Source organism: Blautia stercoris (assembly GCF_054657695.1).
The window spans coordinates 1221269-1247210 of record NZ_BAAHYF010000002.1 but is presented as its reverse complement, the minus strand read 5'-3'; the positions used below and the strand labels follow the sequence as shown (position 1 = coordinate 1247210).

The window sequence follows — 25942 nt, the reverse complement described above, 5'->3', positions numbered from 1 at the left end:
CTATCAATCTCCCTTTAATTTACAGGTACTTCGCACTCAGTCTTAAAAGTTCTTCCTGATTTGTTTCTTTCGTATTTACTATTCCAGAAAGACGTCCATTTGACATTACGCCGATTCTGTTTGTAATTCCAAGAATTTCAGGCATCTCTGAAGACACTACGATAATGGTTTTGCCCTGTTTTGCCATGTTAATAATCAGCTCATAAATCTCATATTTTGCACCAACATCAATTCCTCGTGTCGGCTCATCCATCATAAATACTTTTGGATTTCTCTCCAGCCATTTTCCAAAGATAACTTTCTGCTGATTTCCACCGGAAAGACTTGAAATCATATCGTCCGGTCCCATACATTTTGTATGCATGGTCTTAATCTCTTTTGATGTCGCTCTGACCATCTTTGCATCAGAAAGCGCTGCTCCATTTTTATATGCATTTAAGTTAGCAATCGTTGTATTAAACGTAAGGTCTCCTTTTAAAAACAGACCGTTTGCCTTACGTTCTTCCGTAATCATGGCAAAACCATGATCCATTGCTTCTTTTGCACTATTGAAATTCATCAACTGGTGGTTTAAATAGACACGCCCCGCTGCTCTTGTCCTTACACCAAAAATTGTCTCTAATAGTTCCGTACGTCCTGCCCCCACAAGTCCGTACAACCCAAAGATTTCTCCTTCTCTTACATCAAATGTAATATCATCAAGATGTGGCTCAAACTTCGTTGACAAATGCTGAATGGATAACACAACATCTTTTGGAATATTGTCTACCGGTGGGAAACGATTTTCCAGTACACGTCCTACCATCGCAGCAATCAATTCATTCATATTTGTCTCTTTTGAGCTTTTTGTCATAACCAGATTTCCATCTCGAAGTACTGAGATTTCATCACAGATCTCAAAAATCTCATCCATTTTATGCGAAATGTAAATCAAAGAAATTCCCTGTGATTTTAACATTCGCATCATTTCAAATAATTTATTAACTTCTTGTACCATCAAGGATGAAGTTGGTTCATCCAGTACGATTACTTTCGCATTATAAGAAATTGCTTTTGCAATTTCACACATCTGTCGCTCAGATACCGACATATTTTTCATCGGCTGGTCTAAGTTAACAGTCATTCCAAGCTTTCTGAAAAGTTCAGATGCCTCTCTTTTCATCCGGCTTTCATCAATTATTCCCATCGAATTGACCGGATAGCGACCAAGGAATAAATTATCTACGACATTTCTTTCCAAACACTGATTCAACTCCTGATGAACCATTGCAATTCCATTTTCAAGGGCATCTTTCGGTCCGGAAAAACTTACCTCTTTTCCATCAAGAAAAATACTTCCCTCATCTTTCTGATACGTACCAAAAAGACATTTCATCATTGTTGACTTACCGGCACCGTTTTCTCCCATAAGCCCCATTACAGTTCCTCGTTTTACATCCAGATTGATGTGATCCAGAACTCGATTTCGGCCAAAGGATTTACTCATTCCACGAATCGATAAGACGTTTTCTTCTTTCTTATCTGTCATATTCTCACTCCTGTAAACATTCGTTAGCGAAGTTTTAGGGGGAATTGCTCCCCCCTAAAACTTACTTGTTTTCATTCCCTTTTTTACAAATTACTGATTTAAAATTGCAGTATAGGAAGCTGCGTTATCTGTTTTTACCATGTTGATTGCAAATGCATCATACTGACTTGGGTTTCCTAAACGGTTTGTGATATTAGATTCAGTCTGTCCATCACCGGCAATATATTCGATATCCAGATTTAAGAGATCGTCATATTTCTGAAGCAGTGGCTGATAAGTAGAACCTAAGAAGTTATCACCAGAGTTATAAATGTTTAACCATACTTTTTTAGATGGATGTGCAGATTCATCTAACTGCTTAGATACCGGTTCCCAAACAACTGTAGAGTCTGTAAAGTCTGTATAGTTGTCTTCTGTAACTGCTACATTTAATGCATAGTAAGAACGTTCATCTTCTTTATATGTATATACATCATCACTTAATACGTTTCCTGCATCGTCTGCGGTTCCGATACCTGTATCAATATCAACACCGTCTAATGCATTACGCAGTACACGAAGTGTTAAATAAGCCTGTACGTCTGCATGCTGGCTGATTGTTCCGCCGTATCCTTCTCCGATTGCCGCAACTGCATCGCTGTTTGCATCGTATCCGAATGTAGGAACTTTATTATCTTTTGACCATGCATTGAACATAGACATTCCCATACCATCATTATTTGAAACAACTACGTCGATGTCTTTACCAAAAGAAGAAGACCATGTACCGATTGCGTTACCTGCTGTTGCAGCATCCCAGGTTGCACCTGCGGAGTTTTTCATTTCCTGAGAAGCTAACTCACGTACGATGTACTCTTTTCCGTTTACTTCAATTTTTCCATCCTGTACCGCTGTTGCGCTGCCATCTGTATTTGTTCCAACCGGAGCACTATCTGCTTCGCCATCTTTTTCCACTGCTGTTCCAAGCGCTTTACGCACACCTCTTGTACGGGCGATTGAGTCATTATGTCCGATATCTCCGATTGCCAGAACATAACCGATTACGCCATCTCCGTTACGATCGATTTTATCAATGTTTTTCTCGATATATTCTTTTACCATTGTTCCCTGGAGTTCTGCACCCTGGTTTGCATCAAATCCTACATAATAAGTATCTTTGTTGAAGTTTAATGCAGCTGTATCAAGTTCACCAGTAGAACTGTTAGATGGCTGACGGTTGAACCATACTAAAGGTTTATCTTTGTTTGCTACATCTGAGCTTGCCTCAGAGCCGGATTCTGTTTTTGCCTCATCTTTCTTTGCACTGTCACCGGAATCTCCTGAACCACATGCTACAGTTGAAAGAGCAAGTACGCTTGCCATTGCCAATAACGCTAATTTTCTTTTCATAATTTTTTTCTCCTTTTCATTTTTGCTCAAGTGCTTTGTTTATGTTGACAGTATATCGTTTTTATCTCAAATAAACTATAGAATATTTTTTGGTCTTCATTAAAATTTTTAGGATAATCTTCGTTATTTTGACTATTTTTCATCTTATACCGAGGCAGTTTCTTACAAAAAAATATCGCCAGCCACAATTATGACTGACGATATACAAACTCATTCTTATTTTTTGTTATAATCTTGCTACCCCTGTTTTTCTGGCTGCTTCTGCTACTGCTTTTGCTACTGCCGGACCAACTCGTTTATCAAATGCTTTTGGAATGATATAATCCGGACTTAATTCTTCATCTGTAATCAGATCTGCCAAGGCATTTGCTGCTGCAATCTTCATTTCATCGTTGATATCTTTTGCTCTTACATCAAATGCTCCTCTGAAAATTCCAGGGAAGGCAAGTACATTATTAATCTGATTCGGGAAATCACTTCGTCCGGTTGCAACAACCTTTGCACCTCCTTCTTTTGCTTCATCCGGATAAATTTCCGGTACCGGATTTGCACAAGCAAAAATGACTGCATCTTTAGCCATGCTCTCTACCATTTCTTTTGTCACCATCTTCGGTGCCGATACTCCGATAAATACATCCGCACCCTCTAAAGTTTCCGCAAGAGAACCCGCTTTTTTCTCCAGATTTGTAATTTTGCTCATTTCATTTTTGACTGGATTCATGCCATCTGCTCTGCCTTCATAGATTGCACCATGGCGATCGCATAAAGTAATATTTTTATATCCCGCTTTTAATAATAATTTTGCAATCGAAATTGCTGCTGCGCCTGCACCATTCATTACAATTTTTACCTGTGATTTTTCTTTTTTCACAAGCTTCATTGCATTATTTAAACCAGCCAGTGTAATCACTGCTGTTCCGTGCTGATCATCATGGAAGATCGGGATATCACATTTTTCTTTTAATTTTCTTTCGATTTCAAAACATCTTGGAGCCGAGATATCTTCCAGGTTGACTCCGCCAAATGAACCGGAAATCATATAGATGGTATTAACAATTTCATCCACGTCTTTTGATTTAATGCAAAGAGGAAATGCATCGACATCACCAAACGCTTTGAATAATACGCATTTTCCCTCCATAACCGGCATTCCGGCTTCCGGTCCAATATCTCCTAAACCTAATACAGCTGAACCATCTGTAACAACCAGACACATATTCCATCTTCTTGTCAGTTCATAAGACTTTTCAATATCTTTTTGAATTTCCAGACATGGCTGGGCAACTCCCGGTGTGTAAGCTAATGACAAATCATCTTTTGTTTCAACCGGAACATTTGCTACAACCTGAATTTTTCCTTTCCATTCTTTGTGTAATCTTAATGATTCTTTTGCATAATCCATTTTCGTTTTTCTCTCTTTCTCTAATTATTTTTTAATAATTTCCTTCAAAGAATTTACTGTCTTTTTGTAACTGATAACCTTTAAAATAACTATTAAAATCCAATTTTAAGTATTCACAGAGATTTGCAAGCTCTGCCATTGTATTATCGTTGACCTGAATTCCATTTTCCAGACGGTCTTTTTTCGCCAGCACTTCTTTTTCTCCGTGTGTATAGATTCGTTCTGCTCCATCTGCTTTTGGACTTTCTCTTAATGCTTCTAAGTATTCAGAAAAATGTCTCTTAATTTCCTCCGGATTTCCAAAAATTGCCGGGTTTACTGCGATAAATCCATGGCAGATACCTGTTTTATCTTTAAAAGTGCAACATTTATCAGAAGTGACACCCTGTGATAAAATGGAACTAAATAATTCACATAACATTCCGTATCCATACCCTTTGTGGCTTCCATTTACTTCTTTATTTCCACCAAGCGGCATGATTCCTCCGCCTCGTTTTGCCACAATATTTGAGAGTACATCCGGTGCATCTGTGCTTTCTTTTCCGTCTTTATCAAGTGCCCAGCCTTCCGGAAGTGGTTTTTCCATTTTATTATACATTTCCAGTTTTCCACGGGTCACAACCGTTGTAGAACAATCAAATAAAAACGGATACGGTTCTGCCGGCATTGCCACTGCAATCGGATTGGAACCAAGCATTGCTTTTTTACCAAATGTCGGAACCATAATTGCCTCTGAATTCGTGCATGCCATACCAAGAAGTCCTTCATCACTCGCCATCTTTGCATAATAACCGGCAATTCCAAAATGATTGGAATTTCTTACACTAACCATTCCGATTCCGGATGTTTTTGCTTTTTCAATTGCTTTTTTCATTGCATAAATGGAAATCAGCTGCCCCATTCCATTATGCCCGTCAATCACAGCTGAAACCGGTGTCTCAAATACAACTTCCGGTTTCGCAAGAGGATGAATGGTTCCTTTTTCGATTCCTTTATGATAACGTACCATCCTCTGCATACCGTGACTCTCGATTCCAAATAAATCAGCGGTCAAAAGCACATCCTCTATCTCTTTGCTCTGTGTTTCATCAAATCCAAATGCACGAAACACATCATGGCAAAAATGTTCCAGTACTGAATAACTCCATTTTACATATCCCATTGTTGCTCCTCCTTTGGTATTCCGTATTATATATTGGTATTGCCAATTTTTAAATAAAGTATACCACCATTCTTTTCTTTTTTCAACCTTTTTTCCATAAAAAAAGAAGAAAACTTTTTTTAGAAGTTTTCCCCTTTTTTCTTTCGATATTCTCATTGATTCTTCTGCATCATTTCTGCACGTTCTTCAATATACTTTTCTATATTTATCATATGTTCCTGCATATAACGCACTGCTGATTCTTCATCATGGGCAATAATTGCGTCTACCAGTCTCTTATGCTGTTCATCAATTTCTGTAACTGACATTTGTTTCTGCATAATATAAGCACGAATTCCTGTAATAATATTTTCTGTCAGCTGGGAAGCTGCACTCATTACATTAAATAACATTGGATTATTTGCCATTTTCCCGATCTTTATATGTAAATCTCTGTCCAAATCTCCTCTTATCTGTTCATCTTGTTCTACCTCAAGTTTTGCTAAAATCAATTTTAATTCCGCCGCATCAATCGGAGAACAATTTCTGGCAGCCAATTTTGCACATTGGATTTCAAGTGCTGAACGAAGCTGCTGATTCTGCTGAACACTGCTGTTATTTAACTGTAATAAAATTGAAAGCGGACCAATCATACAATTTTCCAAATCTTCTGAAATATAATTTGCCCCTCCATGAACCGTTTTTATAATTCCAAGAAGACTTAAAGACCGAAGCACTTCTCTTATAACCGGTCTTGAAACTCCCATTGCTTCTGCCATTGCACGTTCTGCCGGGAGTGCATCTCCTTTTTTTAATCTGCCTGCTCTGATATTCTCGATAATCTGATTTAAAATTTCATCAAACGCATTTTCCTTATTAATCTGCCTGAACATATTTCTTTCCTTCCTAAAAAATAATGCTTTTCTTTTTCATCCCTTTTTTCATTATACGTCTTTTCATTTTAAGTAACAAGCTGAATTTTACATCAGAAAGAAAAGCCTACGAAGAAAATTTCTCCCCTACTTTTGTTTGATTCAAAGGTAGGGGACTCCTCCTGATACAAGCAAGTCCCCACCCACTGCTTATTGCTTTTCGCAATTGAAGCAGGGGACTTACTTGATTCGGTTAAATAATTGCTTTATGTTTTCTTCTGATTACTTCAAGAATCACAAGTGTAACAATGACACCAAATGCCAGTGATATCCATGCATTTTGTGTGAATCCTGCTACCACATAGGTTACACAGCTGATTGCCGCAACGGTAAGAGCATATGGCAGCTGAGTAGAAACATGATTCACATGGTCACACTGTGCTCCGGCAGATGCCATAATTGTTGTATCTGAAATCGGAGAGCAATGGTCTCCACAAACTGCTCCTGCCATACATGCTGAAATGGAAATAATCATAAGCTGTGGATTTGAATTCTCAAATACATGTACAACAATCGGAATCAAAATTCCAAAAGTACCCCAGGATGTTCCTGTCGCAAAGGCAAGTCCTGCTCCTACTAAAAAGATGATTGCCGGTAAAAATTTCATAAAACTTCCGGCACAGCCCTGCATCACAGTATCCACAAACTCCGCTGCACCAAGACTGTCTGTCATTGCTTTTAAAGTCCAGGCAAATGATAAAATCATAATTGCCGGTACCATCGCTTTAAATCCTTCCGGAATACATCCCATACATTCACGGAATGGAAGAATTCGACGTGCCACATAAAAGATAATAGTAATTAAAATACCAAACATACTTCCGATTACCAGCCCGACAGAAGCATCACTCTGTGAAAAGGCAGTTACAAAATCCACGCCGGAGAAAAATCCGCCTGTATAAATCATACCCAATACACAGCAGACAACAAGACTTAAGATTGGAAATACCAAATCTATTACTTTTCCTCTCTGTGTTACGGTCTCATTTTCCGCTGTTGCATAAGGACGAGCTGATGTAGTATAAATATCACCATTGATTGCATTGTGCTCATGTGTTCTCATTGGACCAAATTCAGCTTTTAATAAAACCATTCCAACCATCATAACCAGCGTTAACAATGCATAAAAATTATACGGAATCGCTTTTACAAAAATCGTAAGTCCATCTTCGCCCTCAACAAACCCACTGACTGCCGCTGCCCAGGATGAAATCGGAGCAATAATGCAGACCGGAGCTGCAGTTGCATCAATCAAATATGCTAATTTTGCACGTGAAATATTTTGTTTATCTGTTACCGGACGCATAACACTTCCTACAGTAAGACAGTTAAAATAATCATCGATAAAAATAAGAACACCAAGTAAAATGGTTACAAGCTGTGTTCCGATACGACTCTTGATTTTTCTGCCTGCCCATCTGCCAAAAGCAGCAGAACCTCCTGCTTTATTCATCAGACATACAACCGCACCTAAAATAACAAGAAAGATTAAGATTCCCACATTATAAGAATCCGATATAACAGAAATAAATCCTTCCTGAATCATATGGACAACGGTTCCTTCAAAACTAAAGTTTGAATAAAACAACGCTCCCACTAAAATTCCAACAAATAAGGAACTATACACTTCTTTTGTAATCAATGCTAACACAATCGCTACAATCGGAGGCACCAGTGCCCAAAAAGTAGCATACATTTTTGGCACGTATTCTGCCGCCTCTCCATCTGCGGCAAAAACTGTCACCGCACAGAAAAAGGTCAGCATGAGAACTGCCATCCCTCCTGTAAGCAGTTTTCTTCTTACGTTTTTCATAAATTTCCCTCTCTTTCTTTTGGAATATACTCCATAAGAGTACATTTGATTTCTTTATTGACCGGACTTTGTAACATTCAAGTCGAAGATTAAAACAAAAGAAAAACCATGAACGGTTTTTCTTCGCAAAGAACCCATTCATGGTTTTTATTCAAAATAACCCTGAGATAGCTCTCCACATTCGTGACAGTATAATGCATCTTATCCATTATCCCAGAGATTGTATTTTTGAGTGCAAATCCATCCCTTCGGCAGTCTCCCCTTTCTTGTTTACCTGTCACTCACCATCTGGTAAAAAATACTCTTGAAGCCCGCACCTCTATCTTTTCCTCTTTTTATCTTTTTATCCGGCTTATGCCAGAAATCTTTTTTCTTTAACAGTTATACTATACCATCTTACAAAGCAAAATCCAACACTTTTCGACAAAAACTTTTCGATATGCGTTTTACACAAATTATATTGTATAAATCTCAAAATTATGTTAAAATAGTATAAACAAAATTCGGATTCATTCTATATTTTTATGTATTATGAAAAAATTTTGAAATATTTTATATGCATTTAAGGAGGGATTTTTATGTCAAAACAGGTAATTACAATTAACCGTACTTATGGCAGTAATGGACGTCTGATTGGAAAAGCACTTTCAGAACGTCTAAACATTCCTTTTTATGACAAAGAATTAATCGAACTGGTCAGTCAGGAATGTAATATTCCGGCAAAAGAATTAGAAAAAGTAGATGAAAAACGCGCAAATCAATGGCATCTTCCTCTAAAAGAAGCAATGCAGATGGAACCGCAGTATCATTTTCGTCCTATGAACGACGTATTGTTTGATGCACAGTCGACTGTTATCCGTGATCTTGCCGAAAAGGAAGACTGTATCATTGTTGGACGCTGTGCAGATTATGTGCTTCAGGAAAAGAAAAACTGCCACCGTGTCTTTATCTATGCTCCATTTGACTACCGGGTTCAAACTGTAATCCGTCGGCTCGACCGCAACGAAACCAGTGCCAAACGACTTGTCAAAAAAATGGATAAAGAGCGCCGTTATTACTATGAATATTTTACAGACCGCAAATGGATGGATATGAATCATTATGATTTATGCATCGACAGCAGTAAATTTTCAGAAACAGCCATCTTAGATATCTTAGAGGCTTTGTATCTAAAATAATTAATCTCCGTGGGCTAATAACCGAACTATAAGTAACCGAACTTCTTAAATTAAAAAGGAGTGTCAGTCAGACTGGCACTCCCTAAAAGCATTATCCTTACAAAAATCCTCTCTTTGAGGCAGAAGAAATCTCTCTGACAGGAATTTTTACCGTAAATAAAATTCCCTTCTCCTGTGCTTTTACACTTATTTTTCCTTTATGATTTTTTACCACATTATTTATTTTTAATTTTAGTTATTTTATTTTTGTAAAGCAGCCTTAAATTTTTACCACTCTAAGAGTACTGCTCCCCAGGTAAGCCCTGCACCAAATCCGGAAAGCACCAGTTTATCTCCTCGATTTAGCATCCCATTTCGGTTCATTTCATCAAGCAGAATCGGAATACTTGCTGCAGATGTATTTCCATACAAGGATAAATTCATTGGAAACTTCTCTTCCGGCTCTTTTAAACGTTTTGCAACAGACTGAATAATTCTGCTGTTTGCCTGATGCAGGATATAATAACGGATTTCTTCTTTTTTTACTTCTGCTTTTTTCAGAACTTCTTCCACACACTCCGGCACCGTCTTTACTGCAAATTTAAAAACCGGTTGCCCTTCCATATACAGGTACTCTTTTGTTTCTGATTCATGATTCAGCAAATTTCTGGTTTCTCTTGCCTTACAGCTTAAGACTCCTTTTCCTGTCCCATCTGATTTCTGAACCAGTTCTAACACCCCTGTCTCTTCTGCACTGACAACCGCTGCTCCTGCTCCATCCCCAAATAACACACAGGTACTTCTATCACTCCAGTCTATCATTTTTGACATCGTTTCTGCTCCGATAATCAACGCTTTTTGATAGATTCCACCTTTTATATACGCCTGCACGGTACTTAAAGCAAACAGAAATCCTGAGCAGGCTGCACTTAAATCAAATGCCACAGCATGTTTTGCACCGATTGCCTCCTGCACCTGACACGCTGTATTCGGGAAAAAATAATCCGGTGTACACGTTGCCACAATAATAACTTCAATTTCTTCCGAAGCGATGCCTGCATTTTCTAATGCTCTTTTTCCTGCTAAAATTGCAAGACTCGTTGTGGTTTCTTCTTTTGCAACCCTTCTCTCTTTGATTCCTGAACGACTGCTAATCCATTCGTCACTGGTTTCTACTATCTTAGATAAATCTTCATTTGTTACAATCTGCTCTGGAACTGCACTTCCTGTTCCTATAATTCTGGCTGTCATTTTATTTACCTCTATTTTCAAATATTTTGATAATCAAACAATATATAGCAAGTATACAAAGAAAGAGGTTATTTGTCAACACAAACAACCTCTTCTCTTACGCAGTCTTATTCACTTTTTTTATTTCTTCTCTCTTGGCTCATAAATTTTCCTGATTTCCTGTGAGAGTTCACGATTTAAATCATCTAAATCTACAACTGAGTGAGGCTCATAATTGGAATAACTGTTTTTCTGTTCCTGCTCTTTTGGCTCGTCCTCTCTCTGATTCCGGTTTCTTCTATAAGAATCCTCTTCCTTGGAAATTCCTTTCCGGTTTGGATTTCCTTTTTTCTTATTCGCAGTCTTATTATCCTGCTTTGTTACTACTTTATTGTTAGTCTGATAAACCGTTTTTTTCTTTTTTTTCTTTCTTGATGGCAGGGATGGAAGTGTCGGAAGTGAAAAACTTCTTGGGCTTCTTTTTCTTCTATCTGAAAATCTGTCTGACGAAAAACCTCTTTCTCGACTTTGTTTGCGCAGATAAGGTCCTGCCTGTATTACAATACCAAATATTCCAAGAATCAGTCCTAAAAGCCAGACCGCTGCATTTTCCTGCATTTTAGAAAGCTCAAACAGGCATTTTACCGCTCCAATTCCGCCACACAGACCGGTAATTACAATCACTACATGTCTCTCATATCCTAATGCCATCGTCGCTACTACAATTCCGACTGCCAGACAGATAATCCGGCTTGTCACATCTTCTCCTGAGATAAAAGAAGAAGTCAGCCAGTAAATCAATCCGGTACAAAGAATAAAAATACCTGCTTTATAAAAGCACCAGGCTATCATCCCAAGAAACAGCGCTGCCAATGCTCCTGCAATTAAAATATAACTCTGTTTTCCTCCAAGATAATACCATGCTGCCGCACCTCCGGCTACCGCTCCGATTGCCAGACCTAAAAGAGTTCCCCATACTTTTCTAAGCCTGTATCCCATAAAACAGTTTAGCAGTGCAAATATCATTCCTGCCAGTAAAATCCCCGTCATATATTTCTGTGTTATATTCCCATATTCTGAAACTACCATGTTTAATATCTGTGTTATATTCATTTCTTTCTACCACCTCTCGCACCTACCTACCTTAACACACATATTTTAACTTCTTAAGTTCATTAATGTGAATTTTTTATTTCTTTTCCTTTAAGATATGAATTACGAATGTAACATAATGTTTCTTTTTCACCTTTTTCTGCCAACATTCGTAATAAAAATTCCAAATCACGGTTTGTATCCTCATGCACAAACCACAATTTGCCCTTGCTTTTCAAAAAATATTCTAAAGGCGCATGGTCAGTATAAGATTCCGGATGATACACTCTCGAAGCACAAATCCTGTCCATCACCATCTCTGCTATATAATTCCTCGGCATCGGCACTCCTTTTATAATGGTATCACAATCAATCCCATAATCTACCCAATGTTCAAAATGATGTTTATTTCTTCCATAGTGATGAATCCACGCTGTTGAAAGCCCTGTTGCTTCTCTCTCCGCATTGTTTGGACTACGGTTTCCCTGATAATATTTACATCCTGCTGAAAATTCTGTCCATGAATACTTTGACAAATCATGGAGCATCCCCTGCCGATATAGTCCTATTTTAAAGCAATATTTCATAACCATCAGTTTATGTTTTGTAATTGTTTTAAAATGTCCCCAGATATGCATTAATTCTCATCCTGCTTTCCTTTTAAAATTACTACGGTTCTTGGTCCAACCTTTATTGTTACTTTCTTCCTTTGAATTTCTTTTTTCTTTTTATTTTTTTCTGTCTTTTCTTCTTTTAAAATTTCCGTTTCAATCTCTGCGTCTTCACCACTTGTCAGAATCTGTTCCCATGACATTTTTTCTGAAAGACTTGGCAGTCCAAATTCATGTTCATTCCAGTGAAAATTATAGGCTGCAAAGAGCAGCTCTTTTTCACATCCGGCATAATCTTCACAGTATAGAATTCCTATGTGACGGTACTGCGGACTTCCGGAATAATACCACGGCTGATTACTATGATAAGAAATATCCGGATATCCCACAGCTTTATAATCTGCCCCTTTTAATTCGCTTTCCAGATGCAAAATCGAATGCATTTTTCGAATGGAAACCGCTTCTTTTACAAATTCAAACAGTTCTTTATTCTGACGCAGTTTTTTCCAGTTCACCCATCCTGTTTCATTATCCTGACACCATGCATTATTGTTTCCGCCCTGTGAGTTTCCAAACTCATCACCCTGAAAAATAAGCGGTGTTCCCTGACTTAACAACAACATAAGAAAAGCGTTTTTCAACTGTCCCATGCGAAGCCGGCGAATACTTTTTTTTCTGCTGTACCCTTCTGCCCCACAGTTCCAACTGCAGTTATACTCAATTCCATCCCTGCCATTTTCTCCATTTGCCTCATTATGACGTTCATCATAAGAGACCATATCCATCATTGTAAGACCGTCCTGGTCTGCCATATAATTAATCACACCACTGTTTTTGTAATTTCTTTTATTTCGATAAAGAAATTCTTCTATCATTCCCTCATCACTTTTTAAAAGATGACGCATACAATATAAAAATCCATCATTGTACTCTGCAATATGCCGAAAAGACGGAATCTGTTTTTGATAAATCTGCTCTGCATTAATATCAGAAAAAAATAATTTACTCTGTGAAAGCCATTTATCTTTTACCAAAACTTCCGGCAATACGCCCTTTCCCATCAGATGAAATCCATCAATATGATACGTTTTCATCCAATAATGCAAAATATCAAGTATCTGTGAAGAACCGACACTTCCATCAAAATAAAACTCCATCAGGCACTCAATTCCTGCACCATGAAGCGAATCCACCATCTTACAAAATTCCTGATATGGATAATCGGTACTGCAAAAAGAGGCCTTTGGTGCAAAATAATTTGCTTCTCCGGTATAGCCCCAACAATTTACCCGTACCTGTTTTTTTCTTTCTCCAAAGCGTTCTGGTTCTTTTACTTCTTTTGAACATTCCCGATACTCGTAAGCCGGCATGAAAAGCACACCTGTAATTCCCAGTTTTTTTAAATAAGCGATTTTCTGCTCTACTCCACGAAATGTTCCTTTCTCCCTTACTCCGGAATCCTTATCTTTTGTAAAAGAACGAACCTGTAATTTATACAAAATACTGTCTGAGAGTAAAATCGGAGAAAATTTTTCTTTTTTCCAGTGATAATTTTCTTTTTGATACCGACATCTTACTGCATGTTCTTCTTTTGGATATTCTTTCCCAAAAGAACTCACTCCGCTTAAAGAATGTGCATAAAAATCCTGCTGCACTTCCCCATCCACACAATAGTTATACTCATACTCATCCATTGAAATTCCGGATATCATAACTGCCCGATAGTCTCCAAAACTTTTTTCTTTTGAAAGTGGAACAGCTATCTCTGGTCTGCTTTCCCCTTTTTTATAGAAAAGCAGACTTACTTCTTTCTCTGCTTCTATACATGCTGTAAACACATATCCTTTTCTTGTTTTTACGACACCCGGACTTTCCGGATAAACGGCTCTCCACTGCAGTTTATTTTCCGTCTCACTCACACATTCTCTGGACAAGTTTTTCACCTCATTTCAATTTTTCCTGTTCCTTACACAGCACTTCCATTCTGTCATGTACACTCGAAGCATCAGACTCATCAGTCATTGTAACAATCGTATCCCCATTCATAAGAATCGTATGTCCCTTTGGAATGAGTTCACTTCCACTTCTTTTAATTGCTACTAACAGACAGTTTTTTGGCCATTCTACCTGCTGTATCATTTTATTTTGAATTTCACATCCATAACTTACAATATATTCCTGTAAAACCTTTTCTCCGGTCTTTTTCGAAACTTTGATTCCTCGTTTCTTTAACAAATTGGTAAGCAGACTTTCATAAATCGGTTCGGATTTAAATGCCGTAGCCACCAGATAAGCGACAATTGAAACCAAGGATAACGACAGCATCTGGCTGAAACTTCCTGTCATTTCAAAAATCAGAATGATTCCGGTAATCGGTGCTCGTACAATTGCTGTAAAATAACCAGCCATTGCCAGTACAATAAAATTGCTGATATACTGTGAATCCATCCCAAGATATGTGACTGCAAAAGAGGCATAAGCGCCTCCAATTAAAGAACCTAATACTAAAAGCGGAAAGAAAATTCCGCCAGGTGCTCCCGAACCAAAAGAAACGCATGAGAAGAATAACTTCATCACAAACAGAAACAGGATTCCCTTTAACATCATATTGCCTTCGGCGACCATATCAACCAGATTATGTCCGCTTCCAAGAATTTCCGGCATTGTAAATCCAAAAAATCCTGCCATCAAAAACGGAATTAACAGTCTTATCGTCTCTGATCGTTTTCCTTTTATTTTTCCAAACAATTCCTGACTCTTTAACGTTACTTTATTATAAAAAGCACCCATAATACCTAAAATAATTCCCAGTGCTATGATATGTCCATAATATGAATCAGGAATTGCTCCTGTCACCTCAAACTGAAAAACCGGACGAAATCCCATAAATTCCGCCGAAATATAATCTGCGGTAATCGACGCTGTCATAACGGAAATCAAGACCGACACCGAAAAGTTTTTATGTATCTCTTCTAATGAAAACATCACACCTGCAAGCGGTGCATGAAATGCTGCGGCAAGTCCGGCACTTGCTCCACAGGTAATCAAATATTTTTCTTCTGTTTTTCCTCTTCCAAGCAGGCTCGAAACCGCTTTTCCTGACATTGCTCCAATCTGAATCGACGGGCCCTCTCTTCCCAAAGAAAGACCTGCAAACAAAGATAAAAAACCTCCAAGAAATTTTGCTGGCAGAACCCTCCACCAGACCTGATTTAATTTTCCTGCCATTTCACCTTCTACCTGTGGGATTCCACTTCCCGAAATAAAAGGTTCCTTTTTTACCAGCCATCCAACAATACATGCCAGCGTAAATAAGATAAAAAACCAGACTCCTGCTGCAAATGGATACTCTCTTCCTAACGCAAGCACAAAATTCATGACTTTTCCCGCATATTCCAAAAGGACACGATACGCAAGTACAATCAATCCTGCTACAACTCCAACTAAAAAGCCTTCTACTGTCAAGATTGATTTAAAATGTGCAGCCCTTTTTATCAAATGAGACGTATCTTCTTTCACTTTCTCTTCTCCTCTCTCATCCGTAAATGTGCTCTTAAAATCTTTCCAGAAACATTAAGAGTACATTTAGAGTAATACTTTTATTATACGTGCCCATAGTAAAAATTGCAATTGCCAATTGTCAATGCTTGAAATCTTTCAAGTCATCTGGTACTATTAATATAACACTATAAGTATTAAGAAAGAGGTAATTACCAATGAGTGAAGAAACTTTTACAACCAATATCGGAGGATGTGACCCAAGTGACTGTGCGTCCTGTACTTCAGACTGTGCCGGAGCCGGACAGGCAATTCCACGCGTTCCAAATCCTACCATTAAGCTGACCTTAGAAGACGATTCCGTTTTAGAATGTGCCGTACTGACTACTTTTGATGTAGAAGGATTTGGCGAATACATTGCACTGATTCCATTAGATAAAAACGGCAAAAATAAGAGTGGAGAAACTTTCCTTTTCCGTTATCATGAAGAAGACGGAAATCCTGTTATCAATAACATTGAACGTGAAGATGAATACATGGCTGCTGCTGAAAGCTTCCAAAACTTTATCGAAAATCTTCCTCACGAAAATGAAATAGACGAAGAGCTGGAGGAAGAACCAGACGGAAAACAAAGTGAAGAACAGGATGAAGATATTTTTGCCGAATAAAAACACTATAATATGCAGTCTCATCAAACCCCAAAAGTTTCCGAGACTACATTCATTTTAAAGGGAGGGAATACTTTGGAACAATTACAAATCTGGGACAGTCATGTTCATTTATTTCCACCGGAAATTTATAATAACTGGGAAACTTATGCTGCCCGCGACTCATGGTTTGGTGTTCTTACCAAGAAGCCGGAAAACCACAAAGGAACAGAAGAAGCCTGGGCCAATGCCGAAGAAGCGCTTGACTGTGCCACACAAGCTGGGATTCATGGTTTAGTCATGCAGGGCTGGTACTGGAACGACGCAGGACTGATGCGTATGCATAATGACTATATGGCAGAAAGCATGAAAAACCATCCCGAACGCTTAAAAGGCTTCATCTCAATTAATCCAAAATTCAAAAAAGAAGCCATTTCAGAAATTGAACGCTGTGCCAAACTCGGCTTTTCAGGGATCGGAGAACTTGGTCCCGGCGGAAACGGCTATGATTTTAACGACCCTGATTTTATTGAAGTCGTAGAATGTGCAAATGCCTATCATCTGCCAATCAATATCCACTGCGGAGAGCCGGTCGGTCATCCTTATCCGGGAAAAGACATGACCTCTCTTGCACCGCTTCCAGGCTTAATTTTAAAATATCCAGATGTTACATTTATCTTAGCTCACATGGGCGGTGGACTTCCTTTTTATGAATTAAATCCACGTTATCATGGAAAGTTCAAAAATGTCTATTACGATACGGCTGCAAATCCACTGCTTTATCACATCAGCAGTTTTCGTGCTGTTATTGGTTTGATTGGAAGCAAGCGACTGCTTTACGGAAGTGACTTTCCACTGCTTTTATATCCGTCTAAAAACAGAGAAATGGATTTTTCCATGTTTGTCAACCAAATAAGAAACGATGCCTGTCTTTCCAAAGAAGAATGGAATGATGTGATGGGTAATAATTTACGACGCATTTTAGATATTTAAACAAAACTATATTGAATCCGAAAAGGAACGCATGCTGCACTTTAACTGACAACATGCGTTCCTTTTCTTATTATCTTATTTTCTTATCTTATTTTTTTATTTTTCTAAACTCGGAATTGCAACTTCTAAGTCTACATCCTTTGCATAGTCCACACCATCAAGATGAAATCCAAACATCTGATAAAAATCCTGCCAATATCCATCAATATCTGAAAGTTCTGCTACATTTTCTGTTGTAACGTTTTTCCAACACTCCATTACTTTATCCTGAACTTCATCGGAAAGTTCCCAGTCATCCATACGGATTCTTCCCTGTTCATCTGTTACCGGTTTTTCTACAAATAATTTTTCATGAAATAATCTTGAAATCTGTTCAATACATCCCTCATGCGTTCCCTGTACTTTCATCACTTTATAGAGAATTGCAAAATACAGCGGTACAATCGGAATTGCTGCACTCGCTTGTGTTACCAGTGCTTTATTGACAGAAATATAAGCCTTAATATCTGAATATTTCTCATTAATTTTTTCTGCGGTCTTTGTCAGATGACGTTTTGCCTGACCAATTGTTCCATCATAATAAATTGGATAAGTCAGTTTCGGTCCAATATAAGAATAAGCTACTGTTACGGCATTTTCAGAAAGCACACCTGCGCCGTGAAGTGTGTCCATCCAATCCATCCAGTCTTCTCCGCCCATTACTTTAATTGTACCTTCTAATTCCCCATCTTTCGCAGGTTCTACGGTCTTTGTCACAATTGTATTATTTCTTAAATCCAGACTTTTTTCTGTAAATGCTTCGCCGGTCGTCTTTAAGGAAGAAGCCCATACCGTTCCATCTGCAGTTGTTCTTCTAGGTGCTGCCAGACTGTAGATTACCATATCAACCTGTCCCAAATCTTCTTTAATCATTTCAATGACTTTTTCTTTTACTTCTAAAGAAAACGCATCTCCATTTATTGATTTTGCATAAAGTCCATTTTTTTCAGCTTCTTTTTCAAATGCAACGGTATTATACCATCCCGGAGTTGCCGTGCGTTTTCCATTTGATGGCTTTTCAAACATGACTCCAATTGTGGAAGCCTGACATGCAAATGCAGCTGTAATACGGCTTGCAAGACCATATCCGGTCGATGCTCCAATTACTAATACTCTCTTTGGTCCTTCTATCGTTCCTTTATCTTTTACATAAGCAATCTGTCGTTTTACGTTCTCATAACATCCTGTCGGATGTGCGGTTGTACAAATAAACTCTCTTACCTTTGGCTCTACAATCATCTTATTTTCCTCCGCCATTTTCCTTTTCTTCTCAAATAGTTTGATTCTCAAAGTATATTATCATAAAAAAAAAGGAAATGCAAGGTTTGTTTTTTACTTCTTTTACTCCCCAGGCATAATTTCCTTTTTTCTTAACTTGTTACAATTTATTACTGCTATTTACTGTCGCATTTATTTGTTGTACTTCCAAATCCACCATTTCTGATTTCCACTACATCATCATCCACTGTGATTCCATATTCCACGAAAATGCCCTGTGCAAATCCAGTTCCGGCTTCCACATTGATTACTTTGCCTTCGTTGGAATCATTTGTAATTTTAATAAACATATGACCCTCATTATCCGAATAAAAATAATCGCTGTCAATAATTCCTACCGTATTATTTAACTGTAAACGATATTTAAATCCCAGACCGCTTCTCGGGTAAACTTTTAAAACCCAGCCTTCTTCCATCTGTACACGGATTCCGGTTGGAATCTTAATCGTCTCCTGTGGTTTTAACTCAAAAGTAAGCGGGCTGAAGAAATCATATCCGGCGCTTCCTGAAGTCGCACGCTTTGGGAGCTTAACAGATTCATAGATACGTTCTAATTCTTCACCGGAAATCTCACCAAAGGTATCCTGCCATCCCTCCGCAAACTGTTCTTTACTGACTTTCATAAATTTTGCAATTCGTTTCATAACGATTTATCCCTCCGCATGCAGAATAATCTGCTTTTCTTTCAATGATTTTTGTACATCAATCACTCTCTGATTAGAACTTCCTTTCCATTTGAGTGCCACATTTTTCTTCTCTATCATAAATTCTCCGTCTACCAGTACATCCAGATAATTTAAGATTTCTTCGCCTTGCAAAGACTCCCATAATGCACCTGTATACAACCAGATTGTCTTGGACGGATACTTTTCTTTGATTTCTTTTGCAAGTTTTGTTACCTCAGATATATTTTGTACATAAAGCGGATCTCCACCGGAAAATGTAATTCCGGAAATATAGGCTTTTTCCAGTTGTTCAAAAATCTCCTGCTTCGCAGACTCATCAAATAAAATTCCACTGTTCGGATCCCAGGTCACAGGATTCTGACACTCTTTGCAACAATGAGAACATCCGGATACCCATAAAACTACCCGAAGTCCGTCTCCATTTAACATATCATCTTTTGTGATATTATGATAACGCATTTTTCTGCCTCCCGTAAATTTAATGTACTTTCGGAATCTTTCTGTGCTTGATTTTGTGAGAAGATTTTTTGTCAGGTATGCCCAAATTTTTGAAGCGTACGTTTAAAAAGGGAGAACCGCTTATCGCCATGTTCTCCCTCTCTATGTTACTTAGTCCTGACTTAAATTTCTTATGCTTCTTCCGGAACGTCCTTAATACTGAAGCTGATTCGTCCCATCTTATCTTTTCCAAGACAGATTACTTTCACTTCATCACCCAGAGTCAGCACATCTTCTACACGGTTAATTCTTTCTTTTGCAATTTTTGAAATATGAACCATGCCCTCTTTTCCAGGGGCAAACTCAACGAATGCACCAAAGTCTTTTATGCTCACCACTTTACCAGTAAAAATCTGACCTTCTTTGAAATCTGTTGTAATAATCTTGATGTAATTAAGTGCTTTATCCATCATTTCTTTTTCTGTACCGCATACAGAAACTGCACCAGTCTCATCAATATCAATTTTCACACCAGTTTCATCAATAATCGCATTGATTGTTTTTCCACGCTGTCCAACTACATCACCGATCTTATCCGGGTCAATCTGAATCTGAACAATTTTCGGTGCATATTTACTTACTTCTTTTCTCGGCTCTGCAATACATTTTTCCATTACTTCTGTCAGAATGTATTCTCTTGCTTCTTTTGTTTTTGCGATTGCTTCTTCAATAATCGGTCTTGTCAATCCATGAATTTTAATATCCATCTGAATTGCAGTAATACCATCATGTGTACCTGCAACCTTGAAATCCATATCTCCAAAGAAATCTTCCAGACCCTGAATATCTGTTAAAACAATATAATCATCGTCTGTTTCACCGGTTACCAAACCACAGGAAATACCTGCTACCGGTTTCTTAATCGGCACACCTGCTGACATCAAAGACATCGTAGATGCACAGATACTTGCCTGTGAAGTAGAACCATTTGACTCAAATGTTTCAGATACAGTACGAATTGCATAAGGGAACTCTTCCGGTGCCGGAAGAACCGGAACTAAGGCTCTTTCTGCTAATGCTCCATGACCGATCTCTCGACGTCCCGGACCTCTTGACGGTTTTGTTTCACCTACAGAGTAGGACGGGAAGTTATAATGATGCATGTAACGTTTGGATGTCTCAAATTCATCCAGTCCATCCAGTCTCTGTGCTTCAGAAAGCGGAGCCAGTGTCGTAATCGTACAAATCTGTGTCTGTCCACGTGTAAACATTGCAGAACCATGTACACGCGGAACTAAATCTGTTTCTGCTGCCAGTGGACGAATCTGTGTGATTGCACGACCGTCTGGACGTTTATGGTCTTTTAAAATCATCTTACGAACCGTTTTTTTCTGATACTGATATACAGCTTCAGAAAGTACAGCCAGCCATTCTTCATTTTCTGCAAATGCTTCTTCTAATTTTTCTGTGATAACACGGATATTTTCTTCTCTTGTCTGTTTGTCATCAGAGAATACAGCCTCTTCCATTTCTGCAGGAGGTACAATCTCTTTGATTGCTGTAAACAGTTCTTCCGGAACAGCGCAGCTTTCATAAGCATGCTTTTCTTTTCCACATTCAGCAACGATTGTATCAATAAAAGCAATGATTTCCTGGTTTACCTCATGTGCTTTAAAGATTGCATCAATCATTTTTGCTTCCGGAACTTCATTTGCTCCCGCTTCAATCATGATTACTTTGTCTCTTGTGGAGGCAACCGTTAACTGTAAATCAGAAATTGTTTTCTGAGCCAGTGTCGGGTTTACAATAAATTCCCCGTTAATCATACCAATCTGTGTCGCCGCACATGGACCATCAAACGGAATATCAGATACACATGTCGCAATAGAAGAGCCTAACATCGCAACAACTTCCGGATTACATTCCGGGTCTACTGACATAACCATGTTATTTAATGTTACATCATTTCTATAATCTTTTGGGAACAGTGGACGCATTGGACGGTCAATAACACGAGAAGTTAAAATCGCATGCTCACTTGCTTTCCCTTCTCTCTTATTGAATCCTCCCGGGATTTTTCCAACTGCATATAATTTTTCTTCATATTCTACACTCAGAGGGAAGAAATCAATTCCTTCTCTTGGTTTTTCAGAGGCAGTTGCTGTACACAGTAACGTGGTGTCTCCGTAATGAATAAATGCAGCACCATTTGCCTGCTTTGCTACACGGTTGATATCAACTGTCAATGTTCTGCCTGCAAGTTCCATTGAAAAACATTTGTACTCTTTGGACATCTCTTATCTCCTTTTCTAAACTAATCTGGCAGCTTCTGTCCGAAACAACTGAAAAAAACAGTTTTATTTTTACACTTATAACACTTTACTTTTCTTAAACTGTTCTTTTCAGTGGTCTCGGCTCCAGTTTTGCCGCCTTTGCTAAAACAGGGCGGAAAAATTCCGCCCCTGGTTGTTACTGATTATTTTCTCAGACCTAATTTTTCAATTAAAGCACGGTATCTTTCGATATCAGTTTTCTTCAGATAATCAAGAAGACCACGTCTCTGACCTACCATTTTTAACAGACCTCTTCTGGAATGATGGTCTTTATGGTTGCTCTTTAAATGCTCTGTCAGCTCTTCAATTCTTGCTGTTAAAACTGCAACCTGTACTTCCGGTGAACCTGTATCACCTGGTGTTCTTGCGAATTCTGCCATAATAGCCTGTTTCTTTTCTTTTGAAATCATTTTAATTTCCTCCATTCATCTTTTTAATCGCCTGTAATTAAGAAACGGTCGGAGTGTCCGGTTTCTGAACTACGGCTGAACTCATACTTGCTCAGTATAGCACAAGATATTTCACTTGTAAAGTCCTATTGTGTTACAATTTTTCATGTAAATCTGCAAAAAATTGTCTTCCTTTTGCCATATCAATATCAAGCTGTCCCTTTAATTCCAGAAGGGATGCAAATTTACGTTCCGGACGCAGATAATGATAAAATCTTACTTCTGCTTCCTGTCCATATAAATCTTCATTACAATTAAACAAATATGTTTCCACACCCAGAAAGTTTTCTTTTACCGTTGGTTTATAACCTACATTGGAGATTCCATCGTACTCTTTTTCTCCAATTTTAGAACGAGTCAGATAAACTCCGTTTGGCGGAAATTTTTTGCTGACTGGCGGAATCAGATTCGCAGTCGGTACTCCAATCGTTCTTCCAAGCTGTCTTCCATGCACGATCTCTCCCCTGGTAAAATACTGATATCCCAAAAGAGCATTTACTTTTTCGATGTGTCCCTCTTCCAGCTCTTCCCTCACATAAGTACTACTGATTTCTCTTGTCCCGTCTGTCAGTTTTTCTACGACTTCCACCGTAAAATCATACTGTGTTCCCATCTGTTTTAATAACTCAGGGTTTCCTTTTCTTTCGTGACCAAATCGAAAATCCGGTCCAACCGCCAGATAAGATACATGCAGACGTTTCACCAGAAATTCTTTTACAAATTCTTCTGCTTCCATATTCATCACAGCATCCGTAAACGGACACGCAATCAAAACATCCACTCCCAGATTCTCTGCCAGTTCCTGTCTTTCCTCATTGGTTAAAAGAGTCTTTGCCGGTTTATGATACAGCTTCACAAGAGGAGAAACATCAAAGGTAAATACGACCGTTGTACAGTTTTCTTTTTTCTTTTGTTTCATGCACGCAATCAGTTTCTGATGCCCTCTGTGCAATCCGTCAAATTTTCCAAGTGTCACAGCACTTCTCTCTTGCGCTTTCAGTACAGGCACTTCGTTTGTGTAAATCATAATGTCTCCTCTTTCTGCTTCTAAAAATCCTGCGGTGTAAAAAAGATGGTGTGCACTCCAAAACATTCCCGTCTTTTCTGATACTCATAAATACCGATAAAATGTCTGTTGCTGTCATACATGCGCACTCTCGTTTTATCCGGCAGGTTCTGATGTGTTATTGCCGGTACTTTATTTCCATTATGAAGCAGTTTATCCATTTCTTTCGGCACTACAACCTCTTCATAATGAGAAAACATTTCTTCTATTGTTACAAGATGAGTATCAAATGTCCCCGCTTTTACTGCAGCCTCAATCGCAGAAAGTTTCATGCTGTCTTTTAACATAAAACGTTCTACCTGCGTACGCAGAAGAGATTCCATACAACCTCCACAGCCCAGTTTCGCACCGATATCATGGCATAAGGTTCGTATGTAAGTTCCCTTTGAACACGTTACTGAAAAACGTACCAATGGCAGATTCATTTCTAAAATCTTGATTTCATAAAGAGTTACTTTTCTTGGTTTTCGCTCAACTTCTTTTCCCTCTCTTGCAAGTTCATAAAGTTTGCGTCCGTTTACTTTCAAAGCAGAATACATCGGAGGAATCTGCTCCTGATCTCCTAAGAAACTTAAAATTGTACGCTCCACCTCTTCGTCTGTCACACTTACCGGATGTTCTTCTAACACTTTACCAGTCATATCCTGTGTATCTGTTACAATTCCCAACCGAAGAACTGCCTCATAAGTCTTTGTTTTATCTGTCAGCAATTCGCAAAGCTTTGTCGCTTTTCCAAGGCAGACCGGAAGCACGCCTTCTGCTTCAGGGTCAAGTGTTCCTGTATGACCGATTTTTTTCTGTCTTAAAATTCCACGAAGCTTTGCCACTACATCATGAGAAGTATAACCCTTTTCTTTGTATACATTAATTACTCCGTTAATCACTGCATTTTTTCCTTTATTTCTTTTTCAATCTGTTTTAGCAGATTATTCATAACATCGTAAATAGACCCCTGCATCGTGCATCCGGCTGCACGTACATGACCGCCTCCTGAGAAATAAGATGCTATTTTATTTACATCTACTTTTGATTTGGAACGAAGACTTACTTTAAATTCCTGTGTCTTTATTTCATAAATAAACACAGCCACTTCCACTCCACGGGTCAGACGAAGCTGTTCTACAATGCCATCTAACTCTTTTGGTCCTACTCCGTAAAAATCCAAATCTCTTTTTCTAAGACAACCAATGATGCATTTTTTATCTAACACCTGAATGCTTTCCATCAGGCATCTTCCCAGAATCTGATTCTGCACATAGCTTTTTTCATAGAAAGACTGGTCAATGATACTGGAAAAATCAATTCCTTTTTCCATCAGCTTTGCCATAACCCGCATGGTTTCCGGTGAAGTACAGGAATATTTAAACACACCGGTATCGCTTGCAATTCCGGTATAAATTGCTTCTGCCACATCTTTTGTGATTTTTTCTTCTTCTAAAAGGTGAAACAACAGTTCTGATGCAGAACTCATTTCAGGTTCAATCAGATTTTCATCTGCAAACCCGTGATTACTGATATGATGATCCAGACAGATCGTCTTCTTTGCTGTTTTCAGCGCTTCTCCTGCAACTCCAATTCTGTCCGGTGAACTGACATCTAAAAGAATCAACAGGTCATATTCCGCCTGTGAATCATATTCCTGTTTTGCTTCTTCCAGATTTTTGATATAAGAAAATCCTTCTTTTACTGTTTCCAAATAAACATCACATTTGATATCCGGTTCATTTTCTTTTAAATACAGGTATATTCCCATACAAGAACCAACACAATCGCCATCCGGACGTACATGTCCGGCAATGGCAACTGTTTTAATACCTGCTAATTTACTCGCTAATTTCTCCATCTTCCTGCACCTCCCCAGCTGCATCTTTATGTGTTACTTCATCAATTAATTTTGACATAGAAACTCCATATTCGATTGATTCATCCAGGATAAATCGGATTTCCGGTGTATTTCTTAAGTTTACAGTCTTAGCAAGCTGTCTTCTGATATAACCCTCTGCACTTCTTAACCCTGCAATCGTATTCTTTTTTGCTTCTTCATCACCCAGAACACTAATATAAGCTTTACAGGTTTTTAAATCCGGTGCTACTTCCACAGAAGTAACAGAGGTCATCGGGTGAATCCGCGGGTCTTTGATTTCCCCACGGATAATCTGTGCAAGTTCCTTATGAACTTCCGCATTTACCCTTGTATTCTTAATACTGTTTTTTCTCATT

23 protein-coding genes and 1 riboswitch are annotated in these 25942 nt (G+C 38.4%); of the genes, 3 read left to right on the top strand and 20 right to left on the bottom strand.

Features of this window, described 5'->3' with window-relative positions:
* Positions 1–19: 19 nt before the first annotated feature.
* The 6 genes from ACYQ2D_RS15540 to ACYQ2D_RS15515 all read right to left on the bottom strand — a co-directional run bounded on the left by ACYQ2D_RS15540 (position 20) and on the right by ACYQ2D_RS15515 (position 8205).
* Positions 20–1528, bottom strand: a complete 1509-nt coding sequence (locus ACYQ2D_RS15540) for a sugar ABC transporter ATP-binding protein (protein WP_459786081.1) — start codon at positions 1526–1528, stop codon at positions 20–22.
* Between the two features lie 90 nt (positions 1529–1618).
* Positions 1619–2917, bottom strand: a complete 1299-nt coding sequence (locus ACYQ2D_RS15535) for a substrate-binding domain-containing protein (protein ID WP_459786079.1) — start codon at positions 2915–2917, stop codon at positions 1619–1621.
* Between the two features lie 226 nt (positions 2918–3143).
* Positions 3144–4319 carry an NAD(P)-dependent malic enzyme gene (locus ACYQ2D_RS15530; RefSeq protein WP_459786078.1) on the bottom strand — a complete coding sequence of 392 codons (1176 nt, stop codon included), beginning with the start codon at positions 4317–4319 and terminating at the stop codon, positions 3144–3146.
* A 31-nt stretch (positions 4320–4350) separates the two neighbouring features.
* The gene (locus ACYQ2D_RS15525; protein ID WP_187559214.1) at positions 4351–5481 is read right to left on the bottom strand and encodes an Ldh family oxidoreductase; all 1131 of its coding nucleotides are present in this window, start codon (positions 5479–5481) and stop codon (positions 4351–4353) included.
* Between the two features lie 152 nt (positions 5482–5633).
* Positions 5634–6353 (bottom strand): FadR/GntR family transcriptional regulator, encoded by a 720-nt coding sequence (locus ACYQ2D_RS15520; RefSeq protein ID WP_459786076.1) that lies wholly within the window; start codon positions 6351–6353, stop codon positions 5634–5636.
* A gap of 232 nt (positions 6354–6585) precedes the next feature.
* On the bottom strand, positions 6586–8205 hold the full coding sequence (locus ACYQ2D_RS15515) for a Na+/H+ antiporter NhaC family protein (protein ID WP_118701532.1): 1620 nt from the start codon (positions 8203–8205) through the stop codon (positions 6586–6588).
* A 160-nt stretch (positions 8206–8365) separates the two neighbouring features.
* A riboswitch (Lysine riboswitch) is annotated at positions 8366–8535 on the bottom strand.
* Positions 8536–8783: 248 nt separating this feature from the next.
* Between ACYQ2D_RS15515 and ACYQ2D_RS15510 the strand changes: the two genes are divergently transcribed.
* Positions 8784–9383, top strand: a complete 600-nt coding sequence (locus ACYQ2D_RS15510) for a cytidylate kinase-like family protein (RefSeq protein ID WP_459786074.1) — start codon at positions 8784–8786, stop codon at positions 9381–9383.
* Between the two features lie 267 nt (positions 9384–9650).
* On the opposite strand, the gene ACYQ2D_RS15505 is transcribed toward ACYQ2D_RS15510, so the two are convergent.
* From ACYQ2D_RS15505 to ACYQ2D_RS15485, 5 genes are all read right to left on the bottom strand, one after another.
* Positions 9651–10613: a beta-ketoacyl-ACP synthase III gene (locus ACYQ2D_RS15505; protein ID WP_459786072.1), complete on the bottom strand. Its 963-nt coding sequence runs from the start codon at positions 10611–10613 to the stop codon at positions 9651–9653.
* 120 nt (positions 10614–10733) lie between these two features.
* Complete coding sequence (locus ACYQ2D_RS15500; protein ID WP_117457618.1) at positions 10734–11705, bottom strand: ABC-2 transporter permease; 972 nt, start codon at positions 11703–11705, stop codon at positions 10734–10736.
* Between the two features lie 62 nt (positions 11706–11767).
* Complete coding sequence (locus tag ACYQ2D_RS15495) at positions 11768–12322, bottom strand: DUF5662 family protein (protein WP_459786070.1); 555 nt, start codon at positions 12320–12322, stop codon at positions 11768–11770.
* A complete protein-coding gene (locus ACYQ2D_RS15490) occupies positions 12322–14229 on the bottom strand; it encodes an alpha-amylase family glycosyl hydrolase (RefSeq protein ID WP_459786069.1) in 1908 nt (635 codons plus the stop codon). The genes ACYQ2D_RS15495 and ACYQ2D_RS15490 overlap by 1 nt, the downstream gene beginning before the upstream one ends.
* A 10-nt stretch (positions 14230–14239) precedes the next feature.
* Positions 14240–15814, bottom strand: a complete 1575-nt coding sequence (locus ACYQ2D_RS15485; RefSeq protein WP_117457620.1) for a ClC family H(+)/Cl(-) exchange transporter — start codon at positions 15812–15814, stop codon at positions 14240–14242.
* Positions 15815–16011: 197 nt separating this feature from the next.
* Between ACYQ2D_RS15485 and ACYQ2D_RS15480 the strand changes: the two genes are divergently transcribed.
* Together ACYQ2D_RS15480 and ACYQ2D_RS15475 are read left to right on the top strand one after the other, a co-directional pair.
* Positions 16012–16461, top strand: a complete 450-nt coding sequence (locus ACYQ2D_RS15480; RefSeq protein WP_117457621.1) for a DUF1292 domain-containing protein — start codon at positions 16012–16014, stop codon at positions 16459–16461.
* A 75-nt stretch (positions 16462–16536) separates the two neighbouring features.
* Positions 16537–17433 (top strand): amidohydrolase family protein, encoded by an 897-nt coding sequence (locus tag ACYQ2D_RS15475; RefSeq protein WP_022302763.1) that lies wholly within the window; start codon positions 16537–16539, stop codon positions 17431–17433.
* 96 nt (positions 17434–17529) lie between these two features.
* Here the strand turns inward: ACYQ2D_RS15475 and fabV are convergent, their stop codons facing one another.
* The 9 genes from fabV to rbfA all read right to left on the bottom strand — a co-directional run bounded on the left by fabV (position 17530) and on the right by rbfA (position 25941).
* Positions 17530–18711 carry an enoyl-ACP reductase FabV gene (gene fabV, locus ACYQ2D_RS15470; RefSeq protein ID WP_187559221.1) on the bottom strand — a complete coding sequence of 394 codons (1182 nt, stop codon included), beginning with the start codon at positions 18709–18711 and terminating at the stop codon, positions 17530–17532.
* Between the two features lie 155 nt (positions 18712–18866).
* Positions 18867–19394 carry a dUTP diphosphatase gene (locus ACYQ2D_RS15465; RefSeq protein WP_117457624.1) on the bottom strand — a complete coding sequence of 176 codons (528 nt, stop codon included), beginning with the start codon at positions 19392–19394 and terminating at the stop codon, positions 18867–18869.
* A gap of 6 nt (positions 19395–19400) precedes the next feature.
* The gene (gene nrdG, locus ACYQ2D_RS15460) at positions 19401–19895 is read right to left on the bottom strand and encodes an anaerobic ribonucleoside-triphosphate reductase activating protein (protein WP_117457625.1); all 495 of its coding nucleotides are present in this window, start codon (positions 19893–19895) and stop codon (positions 19401–19403) included.
* A gap of 170 nt (positions 19896–20065) precedes the next feature.
* The gene (locus ACYQ2D_RS15455) at positions 20066–22168 is read right to left on the bottom strand and encodes a polyribonucleotide nucleotidyltransferase (protein ID WP_022304798.1); all 2103 of its coding nucleotides are present in this window, start codon (positions 22166–22168) and stop codon (positions 20066–20068) included.
* 182 nt (positions 22169–22350) lie between these two features.
* The gene (gene rpsO, locus ACYQ2D_RS15450) at positions 22351–22617 is read right to left on the bottom strand and encodes a 30S ribosomal protein S15 (RefSeq protein ID WP_022304797.1); all 267 of its coding nucleotides are present in this window, start codon (positions 22615–22617) and stop codon (positions 22351–22353) included.
* Between the two features lie 133 nt (positions 22618–22750).
* Positions 22751–23683 carry a bifunctional riboflavin kinase/FAD synthetase gene (locus ACYQ2D_RS15445; RefSeq protein WP_117457626.1) on the bottom strand — a complete coding sequence of 311 codons (933 nt, stop codon included), beginning with the start codon at positions 23681–23683 and terminating at the stop codon, positions 22751–22753.
* Between the two features lie 20 nt (positions 23684–23703).
* A complete protein-coding gene (gene truB, locus ACYQ2D_RS15440; RefSeq protein WP_187559209.1) occupies positions 23704–24606 on the bottom strand; it encodes a tRNA pseudouridine(55) synthase TruB in 903 nt (300 codons plus the stop codon).
* Positions 24603–25565 (bottom strand): DHH family phosphoesterase, encoded by a 963-nt coding sequence (locus ACYQ2D_RS15435; protein ID WP_459786065.1) that lies wholly within the window; start codon positions 25563–25565, stop codon positions 24603–24605. Before ACYQ2D_RS15435 ends, truB begins: the two co-directional genes overlap by 4 nt.
* Positions 25546–25941 carry a 30S ribosome-binding factor RbfA gene (rbfA, locus tag ACYQ2D_RS15430; RefSeq protein ID WP_022304793.1) on the bottom strand — a complete coding sequence of 132 codons (396 nt, stop codon included), beginning with the start codon at positions 25939–25941 and terminating at the stop codon, positions 25546–25548. The genes ACYQ2D_RS15435 and rbfA overlap by 20 nt, the downstream gene beginning before the upstream one ends.
* Position 25942: the final 1 nt, after the last annotated feature.